Below are 13,343 nucleotides of genomic sequence, written 5' to 3' on the forward strand. Positions count from 1 at the left end.
CTCCTAAAACATTTTCCGTTCGACAACATAAAGATCTTGAACATTTTTTAAGCTATCAATAATTCGTTGCAGATGCTCTAAGTTCCGAACACCTAACGAAACACTAATAATGACCATCTTGTTATGATCAACCTTACCATTGACATTCGTCAAAAATTTCGTGTGGTTGTTGATGACTTTTAACACATCGTTTAACATCCCATTACGATTGTAACCTTGAATTTCCAAATCAGAATTATAATTCGTCCGATCGCCCTCAGGATTTTCCCACTGCACATCAATCAGCCGCTCACCGTTAGCTTCAGCACTCTTAACGTTCGGGCAATCTACTCGATGAACCGAGACACCACGGCCCTTTGTAATATAGCCAACAATTTCGTCTCCCGGAATTGGTGAACAACAATGGCTCAATCGAACCAACAAGTTATCAACGCCTTGAATAATCACGCCACCAGAAGATGAGACTTTTTGACGTTTACGTTCCTGCTTTTCTTGATCATCATTATGATGATCCTTAGCCTTCTTCTTCGTTGGCGTTTCCGTAGCATCCGCTAGAATAGCTTCTTCACGCTCACGCTGGCGATTTGCTTCTCGCTGCTTACGCACATCACTCGTCAAGCGGTTTGCAATTCCTACTGGTTGAACGTCACCAAAGCCTAACGCTGCAAATAAATCATCCTCACTGCCATAATGCATCTTCTGAGCAACTGCGGTTAATTTGTCCTTAGTCATAATCTCTTTAGGATTAAACTCTAAATCACGTAATTGCTTTTCTAACATGTCGTGACCAGTAATAATATTTTCTTCACGGTCAGCGTTGCGGAAAAATTGTTTGATTTTGTTGCGCGCTCGCCGCGTATAAACTAATTTCTGCCAATCGCGACTTGGCCCAGTGGAACTGCTGGACGTTAAAATATCCACGATATCACCGTTTTTGATTTGGTAATCCAGCGGTACGATTTTACCGTTAACTTTGGCACCGGTCGTATGGTTACCCACTTCAGTATGAATTGAGTATGCCATATCCAACGGACCAGCCCCTTTTGGCAATTCCGTCACGTCACCCTTAGGCGTAAAAGCATAGACCCGGTCACTGAACAAGTCACCTTTGACGCCTTCCATGAAGTCAGCAGCGTCCTTGCTTTCATCTTGGAGTTCAATGATCTCCTTGACTAAATTCAGCTTATTGCCTGACTGAGTCTCCTGAACCTCATCTCGCTTACCTTCCTTGTATGCCCAATGAGCAGCGACCCCATATTCAGCGACCCGGTGCATTTCAAACGTCCGGATTTGAATTTCTAAGGGTTTGCCCTCAGGACCAACTACCGTCGTATGCAAGGATTGATACATATTAGCCTTGGGCATCGCAATATAGTCTTTAAAGCGGCCTGGCATTGGTTTCCACTGCGTATGAATCGCACCTAAAACTGCATAACAATCCTTAATCGAATCAACGACCACGCGAATTGCCAACAAATCATAAAGTTGACTGAACTGCTTGTGTTTATCGCGCATCTTCTTATAGATCGAATAAATATGTTTGGGCCGGCCATAAATTTCTGCTTCTGGTAGCTCAAGATCATGCAGTGCCTTTTGGATATCTTGAATCGCAATTTCAATATACTTCTCACGGTCTTCACGCCGAGAATTCATCAAATGAACGATTCGGTAATACTGTTGTGGATTCAAATAGCGCAACGAGATATCTTCCAATTCCCACTTAATCGTACTAATCCCTAACCGGTCCGCAATTGGGGCGTAAATTTCTAGGGTTTCATTTGCAATCCGCCGTTGCTTATCCGGACGTAAGTGTTTTAATGTCCGCATATTATGCAAACGGTCTGCTAATTTGACAATCATGACCCGAATATCTTTTGACATGGCCAACAATAATTTTCGATGATTTTCGGCTAATTGTTCCTTGTTCGATTTATACCGAATCTTACCAAGCTTAGTGACACCATCAACAATAACGGCCACATCATGGCCAAAAAGTTCTTCAACGTCACCTAAAGTTACACCCGTATCTTCCACAACATCGTGTAAGAAACCAGAAGCGACGGTTTCAGGGTCCATCTTTAATTCAGCTAAGATACCAGCAACTTGAATGGGATGCATAATGTACGGCTCACCAGATTGACGATACTGGTCCTTATGCACGTAGGCTGCAAAATCACAGGCTCGTTTAACTAACGCCACGTGATCATTATTCATATACTTTTGAACCATGTCCAAGATATCCTGGGCAGTCCAAGTAGGTTGTTTGGGCATTTTATCACCACGACTTCCACAAAGATTCTATTTAATAAAAGGCACGCGAGGTTCCCACCCAACGTGCCTTGACAACCGTTTTAACGCAAACTCGCGCGGGGACCAGTTAACCCATATGCTAAGTAGGATATGCCTAAATCAACTAATGCTAAGTAATAGACATACGTTGGGAAAAATAGATATAGACCCACAAAACAGCCAACTGGAAATAACCAGATTAACCAGCCCGTCTGTTCAGTCCGCCGAATCCACCAGCCCACGACGGCTGCCAACACAAAGTCAACTACGAACAGTAGCCATACAATCTGATGAAACCGACTAACACTCATGAATTTCAGTAACCATGGTAACATCACCCCAACGACAAGCGCAATCAACCAATATTGGCCATTAAACTTACGAAATTTTTCCGTCAAACTAACTCCCTCGCTTACGCTTTATTGCTAACTGACTATGATTATTTATTGTACACCACCGACCACAAAATTACACTAGTTCGCACCAAAAAGAAACACTACTTAACAAGTATAGTGGCGCCGTTTCAGCTCGCATAATCCGTGGTCCTAGACCGACTGCTGTAATCCCAGCAGTTTGTAAAGTGTTGACTTCTTGAGGTGCCAACCCGCCTTCAGGGCCAAAAATTGCCAGTAAGCGTTGCGGAGACGTCATTGTTTTCAACGTTTGCACCAGCTGGCTACTCTCACCCTGCTTGGCCGACTCTTCCCACGCAACGACCCCCGTATCATACGTGGTGTTTACTAACACGTGCGTTAGATCCGCTTCATAAGTCACACTTGGAATCATTGTTCGATGTGACTGTTCAGCCGCTCCCTGCGCAATTTTGGCTAATCGGTCTAACTTCCGCTCACGCTTATTGGCCGCCCATTTTGCCACCGTCCACTGACTATCAAAAAAGACAAAGGCACTCGCACCCAACTCGGTACCACGCTGTACGATCTGTTCAGGCTTATCCCCCTTGGACAGCCCACAGGCAATTATTACCGGCAACGGTAATTCGACTTTGGGTGCGGTGACAGCAGTAATCGTCGCCGTCGCCGTTTGCCCATCGCTATTCACTAGTTCCGCTACCACCACTTGTTGGGTCTGGGTAACAAACTCGGCAAGGTCACCTGGCTGAGCCCGCATCACTTTGATCCAATGTTTGACCGTCGCTCCAGCAACCGTAAAGGTTTGTCCAACCGTCGCCGTAATCGGTGTCGCTAAAAAGTATCGTTGCATTTCAGTTCCTCACTAATCTTCATCCGTCGGTAAGTAAGCCACAATACCATGCCAGTCGCCCATTTGCGTGTGCTGAGCAATCTGAAAGCCGGCTTCTTTAATTGCGCTTAGCACAACTTGGAACTTATCATCAATGATCCCAGAGGTGATGAAGTAACCACCACGCTTTAAGTTTTGGCGTGCCTGCGGAACTAGCGGAATAATGATTTCAGCCAAAATATTGGCCACGATAATATCGGCCTGTGTCTGAATCCCAGCTAATAAATCATTCGCCGCCACGTGAACATCCTTAGCAACTGGGTTTAAATCGAGATTTGTTTGTGCTGACGCCACGGCCACATCGTCCAGGTCATAGGCTTCTACCGCACCGACGCCCATCGCTTTAGCCGCAATACTCAAGACACCAGATCCAGTCCCGACATCGATTAAATGCTCGCCACCATTAATAACAGTCTCAAGCGCTTGTAGACACAATTTCGTTGTCGGGTGCGTTCCAGTACCAAATGCCTGACCAGGATCTAATCGTAAAACCAACTCGCCTGGCTGAGCAGGTTGATATGATTCCCAGCTTGGTACAATCGTCAAATACCGGGTCACCCGAACCGGATGATAATATTTTTTCCAAGCCGTAGCCCAATTTTCATCGGCTAAGGCCGTCATACTGACTTCATTCGGAGCCGGGTTTAAACCAAAATCTGCCAATTGCCCTACCCGCTGTTTGATTGTTGGAATAATTTCCGGTACGAATACCGTTTCAGGGTAGTACGCTGAGATTTTTGCCCCGCTCGTCGCGTGCGGAATAGTGGTCAAATCAATAATTTCACCATACCGATCAGGTTTTAAATTTTGATAATCCAACGCATCATCAATTTTGACCCCACTGGCACCGGCTTCCATTAAAATATTAGCAACCGCCTCGACGGCCTCGTTGGAAGTACTGACCGTTACTTCAGTCCATTTCATTTTTAAGTCATCCTCCTATTAAAAAAGCCAAGTCGCTTATCACAGTTCCTTAGCTTCGCACCGTTTATTCTCATTAACAATTATATAACAAGCCGCAGTAATTTGACAATCAGCTCGTAATCCAACCATGGTGCTTATGATCAATCGCCCGTCGTGGTAATTTTGATACAAACGGATTGCCAGCGACAAAGAAACGAAGCGGCGCAGTTGTCCACTCACCCTTATTAACAATTCCAATTCGAGGCGTTGTCACTACCCGCTGTGGATGGCGGTCATGGTGCAAATCCAATGATAAGGTCGCCAACTGTAATGGTTGGCCATTCAGACGCCGATCCAGTCCGAGCGCCTGCGTCAGTTTCCCCGGTCCATTCGTCAAATTGGCAACCGGAACCGGTCGCCGCTGTTGCATTTGTGTCATCCCCACAGCCGGCTCAACGCCGCGAATCAATACACATTCAGGTACTCCGGCCGCTTGGGTCACAATGTTCAGTAAGTACCAAGTCCGCATTTGATAAATATAAATTGTCCCGGCAGGTTGCCAAAGTGCTTGGTTACGTGCCGTCTGATGGTTCTTGTAGGCATGGGCACCCGCATCGGCCGCGCCTAAATAGGCTTCCGTCTCCGTAATCCACGCTGTCAATGCACCGGTAGTCGTCTGTAATCGCAATTGTTTACCTAACAAGGCTGCCGCAATTGCTTGCGTCGTTTGAGTGCTTAAAAATCGTTCAGTATCTGTCATACTTACTCGCTCCTAATAGAAAACGGACTAGCCACTATGCCAGTCCGTCATCGTTTTAACTTAGTCATTATTTGCGGTCTTTTTGGTTAAATGTTTATTCAAATACTTGATCATATCGGCCTCATGCTTAAAGATCCGAGGATGCTTTTGCTTATGCAACCGAACCGCAATCTCATTGATCTTAATTCGCCCAGTCCAAGTATGACTATATTTAACGACCACCCGATTATTGCGGTGATCCTTACCAAACTTCAACACGTAAACGCTGTCGGGCACCATCAGCGGTCTAATATATGTTTTATCGTAGTCATAATGTATCGATCGCAGAAACTGTTTCGTGCGTTTTAACATGTCGTTGATCTCTCCTTCACAATGTGAAATTGATTAAATAATAAATTAATTTATCGTTATTACATTTTCATATCTAGCTTTTATTATAGCAGACTTTAAACAAGTAGTGTACCAATTTGCCACTGGTTTAGCAAGTAACGCGCTTTAATTCTTATAAATTTGCTAACCATGACGGAATTGTTTTTGACTGTTTTACGGGTATGGTAAAATATGATTAAATTAGTTTCGGTTATCAATTTTAGGGGGAATTAACTGATGGTACTTATTGAAAGAATTTATCGACGTGGGCATGAGCAATTAACTAATGTTGATCAAATTGAAAAATTTGAAACTAGTGATGGCTACGTCACATCTAACGAAGTATTAGCCCGAGAAATCGGTGCGGATAGTGAAAACTGTTTCTATAAAAATCAAGAAGGCAAACGTAAAAAAGTCGTTGCGTCCAAAGACGATCAAGGTAGTTGGCATTTAAAGACTATCGGTACAACTGATCCAGCTAGTGATGGGTTACTGCAGCTGCCTCATATGGACAATGTTTGGGGCTAATTAAGTACTGACACTTAACTTAAAGAATAAACTGATAGTTAGTAGCTATCAGTTAAAACTACCATTAAGAACTCAAGTTCTTGATGGTAGTTTTTTATGCCCATTATCATTTAATATGTCGACCAGGTTGGCTTGCTATTCGTCAACGTGTGTTCGTCCTATTCCGACCTCCGGGGCTGGGTGCCGCTCGAATGGCAAATGAACGACCGCTTAACTTGATACAATTGCTCGTTGTCTATTTTGATGCCGGAACTTCAATTAAATGTTGCATTGCTGTTGACCATCTCTAGAGATAATCCCCATACTAATAATAGTTGAGTTGTCACAACAACGTTATCAGACAGGTAATTGGGTGACAAAATTATCCTTTAAGAAAAAATAATAATCAACCCATCAAATGTAGTCATACCTATGTCGACCATTCGAATGCGATCCCGGTTGGAAGACGTTTTTGCTAATACTGCCTCTAATTTTTAAAGATCAGCACGCTTTAATCATGATTGATGAAATCTAACTAGCACAATACGCATCCGGAACTCGAAAATTTAATTGCATTCTTAGAAACAATTACCTATCAACAATCACAAAAATTAGTTGTAAAACTTTCTGATGGTACGCAAATCGCACATGAAGATCCCGGACAAGGACTTGTTTTGGAAAACTAAATATAATCTAACAACAACGCAAAGAGCGGCGGCTACATCCATTGATGTAACTACCGCTCTTCTTTTTATTTATTAATTGCTTAGTTCGGCTTTTCGTCTTCGTCGGTTTTCAGAACCGCCATGAACGCTTCCTGCGGGATTTCCACCTTGCCGACAGCCTTCATCCGCTTCTTACCAACTTTTTGCTTTTCGAGTAACTTCATTCGCCGCGTCCGGTCACCACCATATAAGTGCGCCGTCACGTCTTTCCGATAGGCCTTGATGTTGGTCCGAGCAATGACCTTAGAACCGATCGTCGCCTGTACCGGAATCTCAAAGTTTTGTCGGGGAATAATCGTCTTCAACTTCGAAGCAATCTCACGACCACGTGCCGGTGCAAAATCACGATGGGCAATGAAACTCAGGGCATCGACTTGATCGCCATTCAACAAAATATCAATTTTGACCAAGTCACTGGCGCGATAGCCGTCCAAATCATAATCCAACGAAGCATAACCGCGCGTGTTCGATTTTAACTTGTCAAAGAAGTCAAAAATAATTTCTGACAGCGGAATGTGATAAACCACATTGACCCGGTTACTATCCAAGTATTCCATCGTATCGAACTCGCCGCGTTTTCGCTGAGCTAATTCCATCACTGCCCCAACATAATCGTTAGGAACCATGATTTGGGCCTTCACGTACGGTTCGCGAATTTCTTTAATAGCCGAAGCTTCTGGCATTTCGGCCGGATTCTCTACTTTCTTCTCCGTCCCATCGGTCATAAGCACATGGTAGGTTACGGACGGCGCCGTGGTAATCAGTTCGAGATTAAATTCTCGTTCGAGACGCTCCTGAATAACATCCATGTGCAGCAATCCTAGGAACCCGCACCGGAACCCAAAGCCCAATGCCTGTGAAGATTCTGCTTCAAATTCCAAAGCGGCATCGTTCAATTTTAATTTTTCTAACGCTTCTCGCAAATCCGTAAATTTCGCATTATCAGTCGGATAAATCCCGGCATAGACCATCGGATTCATTTCACGATAACCAGCCAAAGCTTTTTCCGCTGGCCTTTTTGCATTCGTGACCGTATCACCGACCCGAGTATCTTGAATATCCTTGATACTAGCCGTAATATAACCAACATCACCGGCCATTAAGTAATCCCGAGCTAATGGCTTAGGCGAGTTAACGCCAACTTCAGTTACTTCGTACTCACTACCACTGTTCATCAGCCGAATCCGGTCACCCGGACGGACAATCCCTTCATGAATGCGGACACTAAGCACGACGCCCCGATAGTCATCATAAACCGAATCAAACACTAACGCTTTCAGCGGTGCATCTAAGTCTCCCTGAGGGGCCGGAATCTTATGCACAATCTGTTCAAGTAATTCCTCAATCCCGATTCCCGCTTTTGCTGAAGCTAAGACGGCATCTTCGGCATCAATACCGATGTCATCTTCAATTTCTTTTCGAACCTTTTCGGGTTCGGCTGAGGGCAAGTCAATTTTATTAATTACCGGTACGATTTCCAAGTCATCATCAATGGCTAAGTACACGTTGGCCAGTGTCTGAGCTTCGACCCCTTGCGCAGCATCCACAACTAAAACTGCCCCTTCACAGGCTGCGAGACTCCGTGAAACTTCATACGTGAAGTCAACATGTCCGGGCGTATCGATTAAGTGGAAAATATAGGTCTCCCCATCTTTTGCTTGGTAGTGTAATTCCACCGCATTCAATTTGATCGTAATCCCACGTTCACGTTCCAAGTCCATTGAATCCAACACTTGGTCTTGCATTTCGCGCTTGGAAATCGTATCAGTTAGTTCCAAGATTCGATCCGCTAGCGTTGATTTGCCGTGATCAATATGGGCGACGATCGAAAAATTCCGAATATGTTGTTGCCGATCTTGCATTGTCGCTTTATCCATTGATTTTCCTACTTTCTTCCTAAGTCCTAGTCTTTTTAATTATACCAAGATACAAGCACAAGCACAATTTTTCTATCAAATACAACGACCTACCAACAGCAACCATTTGAACAATCGATCATTCAGCGCAACCAAAAAAAGTACAAACCATCAGCGGTCTGTACTTTTTTGCTTACTTATTTAAAATGGTCAATTTGACTCGGACTAAGTCGTTGCCACTTGTTCGAATAAAAATCATCATTAATTTGGTAATGAACTGGCTTCGTCTTCTTAGTCAAGAATGGGTCAACCTTCTGATCCACTGCTAACCAACCACGCCAGCCAAGATGAATGGTATCAGTCATAAAGTAATCTTTACCACCGTCCTGGGTCAGGTCCAAAACGTTATTAAAGCCTTGACTCTTCAACTGGTACTGTATTTTTTCATCAAACTGCGCAATCATTTTCATTGATAATCCAGTATATGCGGACCACCGCTGATTAATTGGCGGAATGATGAACAAAACATCCGTATGCGTCTTCGCAAATTGATTTAAGACTAATTGGAAATCGGCAAACTCTGGCGACTTCGTGTAATTCAAGTGTCGTTGTGAATCTTTAAGCCGCTTGTAATTACGTTTTAACTTCGTATTCCAGAATTGATTACTGATCTCCAGACTATTTGAATCCGTTTGGGCAGCGCCAATCTTACCTGCTAATTGATCTAGTTGGTTGAAATTATAAGTTGCCGGTAATTTATCAGCTTGCTTATTAACGGTGTTCAAATTCTTACCTGCAATCCCAAAACGTGAGAAAAATTCATCCTCACTGCCAAGGACCCGCGCTTTATAATTGATGTACGCCATTTGCGCACTCGTTGGTTTAAAGCCAGCCGCAACCCGTGCCAAGGCACCCTCCAAAACACGGTCGGAAGAACCTGAAGGCATCTGAAGCAACCGTTGGGCGGCATACCGATCCATTGCCGTATTGTGTTCATCTTGCAGCCAGTCGATAGTCTGCAGCGGTGAATAGTAATACGAAAACGCATCTTTACGTGTCCCTTGAGGAACAAACCATTGTGGCGAAATTACAAAGACGGCCTTCTTATTTGTAATCTGCTTTTTCACCGACTGCATCGCAAAATACTGGGTCAATGACTGGGTCCCCCGTGCACCGAGCAAAAATGGTCGGTAATCACGGTGATATTTAGCTGCCAGTACGGACGGATGCATCGGATCAAACCGCGACCATTCTGAAGAACCGAAGAATGGCACATAGCCATCATCCAACGCTTGTCGCTTAACTAACCGACCCTTTAATACGTTAGCTGATAAGGAAACAGCGGCTTTTTTCTCAGTATCTTTAGAAATGTGATTCAATCCAAATGAAAACGGTGAAAGCAGTACGGCCAATAATAAGACGGCTGCCAAAATAATTGGCCCAAAAATCTTAAAAAGGCGTTTGGCGACCTTCATTGCAAGTTCTCAACCTTTGCAACAATCTTCGCCGGTGTATCCCATTCTGACCGTTGAAATTCAGAGACCGGTACTTCGATGCCTAATTGATTTTGGAGTTCCAACAAGAGTTGGACGGAACCCATCGAATCTAAGATTCCTTCATCAAACAAGTTAACGTCCATATTACTTGAAACGTCTTCCCCCGTTAAGTCTGCTAAAATTGATAAAACCGTTGCTTTTGTATCATCCATTGTCATTACGCTCCCTTATTGTAATTATATTATGGCCGGGCTCCAAAGAATAACGTGTTCAAAAATCCTGAGAAAATCAAGAAACTGAAACAAACCACGTTAAACGTTAGGAAAATCGCAAAGTACTCCGTAAATTTATTCGATGGTAATTGCGCCTGATGCTTCTTCTTGTAACGTAACCAAGCATCGTTGACGACCATTGCGAAACCATGGAACAATCCATAAACAATGTAGTACCATGTTTCCCCGTGCCAGAACCCCATGATTAACATATTAATAACGTAGGCCACATTAGCCGTTGTGATGCGGCTCTTAAAGACTTTATGCTTCATCATGAAGAACACTAACCGCATGTAGATGAAGTCACGGAACCAGAATGACAACGTCATGTGCCAACGATTCCAGAAATCTTTGATGTTCTTTGATTTGAACGGTTGATTGAAGTTCATCGGGGTTTCAACACCCATCAGGTAACTGATCCCAACTGCAAACAAACTATACCCAGCAAAATCAAAGAATAAATCCATGCTGTAGACGTACATTACCCCAAGTAGTGCCCACGACATCCCGTGAGCTTGTAAGGCTGCGTGTTCAACGACTGGCAGCATTCGAGTCCCAAAAATATAAGCCAAAATGAACTTATATAAGAACCCCAAGAAAATGTAGTGAACGCCCTTTTCAACTAACCCGAGATATTTCTCACGGGTCGGCACACTATCATAATCCTTCACAAACCGCCGATAACGGTCGATCGGTCCAGATGAAATCGTCGGGAAGAACAGTAAGAACTGCCCAAACAACACCGGATGGAATTCTTTGATCACGCCATCACGGGTCTCCATAATCATCTGAACAACTTTAAAGGTTAGATAGGAAATCCCTAAGAAACCAATGATCGAATTAGCACCATGCGCTACAGCTGGCGTAATTTTAACGACCGCTAATGGAATAATCGCCAAAACCACACTGACCACGAAGACCCACCCCTTATTAGGTGAATCTGGTCGTTGTCGATACTTCGAGTACAACCAAACCAACGTGATCTGATAAATCAGATAAATCACTAGTGCGATCCCAGTCCGCCACTTAACACCACCAAAGGTCAGCATTAGGAAGACAAACGATATTAGTGACTCATACCAATGGGACCGACGACCATATAACAAACCAATCATCAACGGTAACAACGCGATAAAGAGCAGCACAAAGTACGTTGGGTTACCGTATGGGTCAAAAGACATCATTCTGGGTTAACCTCTTTAATGATCGACTTGACATCAATCTTACCGTTAGGCGTTAATGGCAAGCTCGTTTGATAGACGAACCGTTGTGGAATCATGTATTCCATCATCATTCCTTGTAGGTCCTTTTTAATTGCAGTGGTCAAAGCAAAATCACTTTCAAAGTCATTCGGCTTTGGCACCACGTACGCAATCATTTGAGTTACTTTGTGCTCTTTATCGTATTTGGGAACGGCCACTGCTTGTTTGATATGCCGTTGTTGTGCTAAGAAGTGATCAACTTCTTCTAATTCGATTCGGTAACCATGCATTTTGATTTGGAAATCGACCCGACCGCGATACCGGAATAACCCATCCGCATCCATCGTGCCAATATCACCAGAATGATAAGCGCGCTGGCCATCTAATTCAAAGAAAGCTTTGGTCGTTTTTTCAGGATTATTTAAATATCCCTTCGAAACAGATGGACCGGCAATAATTAATTCGCCTTCCGTGCCAGCAGGAACCGCTTCACCATTTTCATCAACGACCAGCATACGCGTATCCGCTTTGGCATATCCGATTGGCAACCGATCATACTTTGCTAAGGCTGCATCAGTGATTTCAATCTGAGTGACGGCCACGCAAGTTTCCGTTGGCCCATAAGTGTTAAAGATTCGGGCAGCAGGAAACCGTTTTTTTAGTGTCGCTGCCGTCTTATGCGTCAACTCCTCACCACAGAACAAGAAATGCGTTAAACTCGGTAAATTTTCGGCATTGAATCGTGGTTCTAACAAGCAAATATCCATGAATGATGGCGTTGATACCCAAACATTAATTGGTAACGTTGGTAACGCCGCAAATAATTGCTTAAAATCATCTGTCACTGCTTTCGGCAACGCGTACAGCGTACCACCTGAGGCTAACGTTGGATAAACATCCATCACCGATAAGTCAAACGAATACGGTGGTTGTGACAACGCATTGGGTTGATCAGGCAACCCAAAGTCATCACCTAACATCCAGTCAACGTAACTGACCAGATTATCATGACTGATCTGAACCCCTTTAGGCATTCCCGTTGTTCCCGATGTAAAGATAATGTAGTAATTATCATCGCCACTAACTACGTGATCAGCTTGATAATCTACCGGTGTTGCAAAAATTGCCGCTAATTGATCCGGTGTGATAACTGGAGTAGTGCCAACACCGGTTGGTAGATCAACCACCGCAATCACGGCAGCCGGTTTAGCAATCTCATTAATCATCGTTAATCGCTCATTTGGCGAATGCGTATCAATCGGAATGTAGGCCCGGCCTGATTTGACAACCCCTAAGAAAGTCGCAATCATTTCAAAAGTTTGTCCGCCAAACACAATGATTGGATCTTTCGCTGGCAAATCCAGCGTATCAAGATGTGCCGCTAACGCATCCGAATAAGCTTTTAATTCCGCATAGGTATGCGTGACACCTTGCACATCATAAACCACTTTCTTGGGTTGCGTCCGTGCATAATCATCAATCGTTGTAATGATGTTCTCAATCATAATTAAAACTCCCCCCAAACAATAAGTTACTGCGTTCACTTTTAGAATTCGTTGTAAATAAACTTCGCTTGGTTGATCCCACTATAGCCGTATAGATAAACCAAGGCTAGCATGACAGCAAAATAGAATACTGTGAGCGCAATAAATTGAACGACTGGTCGTTGAAACCAGCTTTTCAACTTTGCGAACATGCCATCAC

General features: G+C 43.8%; 13 protein-coding genes. 1 reads left to right on the forward strand and 12 read right to left on the reverse strand.

Annotated elements, in window-relative coordinates:
- Positions 1-3: 3 nt before the first annotated feature.
- The 6 genes from LP667_RS08220 to LP667_RS08245 all read right to left on the reverse strand — a co-directional run bounded on the left by LP667_RS08220 (position 4) and on the right by LP667_RS08245 (position 5,563).
- Positions 4-2,271, reverse strand: a complete 2,268-nt coding sequence (locus tag LP667_RS08220) for a RelA/SpoT family protein (RefSeq protein ID WP_021730833.1) — start codon at positions 2,269-2,271, stop codon at positions 4-6.
- An 80-nt stretch (positions 2,272-2,351) separates the two neighbouring features.
- A complete protein-coding gene (locus LP667_RS08225) occupies positions 2,352-2,687 on the reverse strand; it encodes a hypothetical protein (RefSeq protein WP_021730832.1) in 336 nt (111 codons plus the stop codon).
- Between the two features lie 70 nt (positions 2,688-2,757).
- On the reverse strand, positions 2,758-3,510 hold the full coding sequence (locus tag LP667_RS08230; protein WP_021730831.1) for a 16S rRNA (uracil(1498)-N(3))-methyltransferase: 753 nt from the start codon (positions 3,508-3,510) through the stop codon (positions 2,758-2,760).
- 12 nt (positions 3,511-3,522) lie between these two features.
- Entirely contained in the window at positions 3,523-4,473 is a 951-nt protein-coding gene (gene prmA, locus LP667_RS08235; protein ID WP_021730830.1) for a 50S ribosomal protein L11 methyltransferase, read from the reverse strand.
- 109 nt (positions 4,474-4,582) lie between these two features.
- Positions 4,583-5,212 carry a DNA-3-methyladenine glycosylase gene (locus LP667_RS08240; RefSeq protein ID WP_021730829.1) on the reverse strand — a complete coding sequence of 210 codons (630 nt, stop codon included), beginning with the start codon at positions 5,210-5,212 and terminating at the stop codon, positions 4,583-4,585.
- Between the two features lie 60 nt (positions 5,213-5,272).
- Entirely contained in the window at positions 5,273-5,563 is a 291-nt protein-coding gene (locus LP667_RS08245) for a hypothetical protein (RefSeq protein ID WP_003640701.1), read from the reverse strand.
- 255 nt (positions 5,564-5,818) lie between these two features.
- On the opposite strand from LP667_RS08245, the gene LP667_RS08250 reads away from it, so the two are divergent.
- Positions 5,819-6,109 carry a hypothetical protein gene (locus LP667_RS08250; RefSeq protein WP_021730828.1) on the forward strand — a complete coding sequence of 97 codons (291 nt, stop codon included), beginning with the start codon at positions 5,819-5,821 and terminating at the stop codon, positions 6,107-6,109.
- Positions 6,110-6,854: 745 nt separating this feature from the next.
- Here the strand turns inward: LP667_RS08250 and lepA are convergent.
- From lepA to LP667_RS08280, 6 genes are all read right to left on the reverse strand, one after another.
- Positions 6,855-8,690, reverse strand: coding sequence for a translation elongation factor 4 (lepA, locus tag LP667_RS08255; RefSeq protein ID WP_021730827.1), 1,836 nt, complete (start codon positions 8,688-8,690; stop codon positions 6,855-6,857).
- Between the two features lie 176 nt (positions 8,691-8,866).
- A complete protein-coding gene (gene dltD, locus LP667_RS08260) occupies positions 8,867-10,144 on the reverse strand; it encodes a D-alanyl-lipoteichoic acid biosynthesis protein DltD (RefSeq protein ID WP_021730826.1) in 1,278 nt (425 codons plus the stop codon).
- Complete coding sequence (gene dltC, locus LP667_RS08265) at positions 10,141-10,383, reverse strand: D-alanine--poly(phosphoribitol) ligase subunit DltC (RefSeq protein ID WP_003640705.1); 243 nt, start codon at positions 10,381-10,383, stop codon at positions 10,141-10,143. Before dltC ends, dltD begins: the two co-directional genes overlap by 4 nt.
- A gap of 23 nt (positions 10,384-10,406) precedes the next feature.
- Positions 10,407-11,621, reverse strand: coding sequence for a D-alanyl-lipoteichoic acid biosynthesis protein DltB (gene dltB, locus LP667_RS08270; RefSeq protein ID WP_021730824.1), 1,215 nt, complete (start codon positions 11,619-11,621; stop codon positions 10,407-10,409).
- Entirely contained in the window at positions 11,618-13,144 is a 1,527-nt protein-coding gene (gene dltA, locus LP667_RS08275; RefSeq protein ID WP_056988283.1) for a D-alanine--poly(phosphoribitol) ligase subunit DltA, read from the reverse strand. The genes dltB and dltA overlap by 4 nt, the downstream gene beginning before the upstream one ends.
- Positions 13,145-13,185: 41 nt before the next feature.
- A complete protein-coding gene (locus LP667_RS08280; protein ID WP_003640708.1) occupies positions 13,186-13,335 on the reverse strand; it encodes a teichoic acid D-Ala incorporation-associated protein DltX in 150 nt (49 codons plus the stop codon).
- Positions 13,336-13,343: the final 8 nt, after the last annotated feature.

Origin of the sequence: Lactiplantibacillus paraplantarum (genome assembly GCF_003641145.1) — a bacterium.
GTDB classification, from domain to species: Bacteria; Bacillota; Bacilli; order Lactobacillales; family Lactobacillaceae; genus Lactiplantibacillus; species Lactiplantibacillus paraplantarum.

Coding starts and splice junctions, on each gene's coding strand:
- LP667_RS08230 (WP_021730831.1), bottom strand. CDS start 3,510: ATGCAACGATACTTTTTAGCGACACCGATTACGGCGACGGTTGGACAA.
- dltA (WP_056988283.1), bottom strand. CDS start 13,144: ATGATTGAGAACATCATTACAACGATTGATGATTATGCACGGACGCAA.
- LP667_RS08245 (WP_003640701.1), bottom strand. CDS start 5,563: ATGTTAAAACGCACGAAACAGTTTCTGCGATCGATACATTATGACTAC.
- dltC (WP_003640705.1), bottom strand. CDS start 10,383: ATGACAATGGATGATACAAAAGCAACGGTTTTATCAATTTTAGCAGAC.
- LP667_RS08220 (WP_021730833.1), bottom strand. CDS start 2,271: ATGCCCAAACAACCTACTTGGACTGCCCAGGATATCTTGGACATGGTT.
- LP667_RS08240 (WP_021730829.1), bottom strand. CDS start 5,212: ATGACAGATACTGAACGATTTTTAAGCACTCAAACGACGCAAGCAATT.
- lepA (WP_021730827.1), bottom strand. CDS start 8,690: ATGGATAAAGCGACAATGCAAGATCGGCAACAACATATTCGGAATTTT.
- LP667_RS08250 (WP_021730828.1), top strand. CDS start 5,819: ATGGTACTTATTGAAAGAATTTATCGACGTGGGCATGAGCAATTAACT.
- LP667_RS08280 (WP_003640708.1), bottom strand. CDS start 13,335: ATGTTCGCAAAGTTGAAAAGCTGGTTTCAACGACCAGTCGTTCAATTT.
- prmA (WP_021730830.1), bottom strand. CDS start 4,473: ATGAAATGGACTGAAGTAACGGTCAGTACTTCCAACGAGGCCGTCGAG.
- dltB (WP_021730824.1), bottom strand. CDS start 11,621: ATGATGTCTTTTGACCCATACGGTAACCCAACGTACTTTGTGCTGCTC.
- dltD (WP_021730826.1), bottom strand. CDS start 10,144: ATGAAGGTCGCCAAACGCCTTTTTAAGATTTTTGGGCCAATTATTTTG.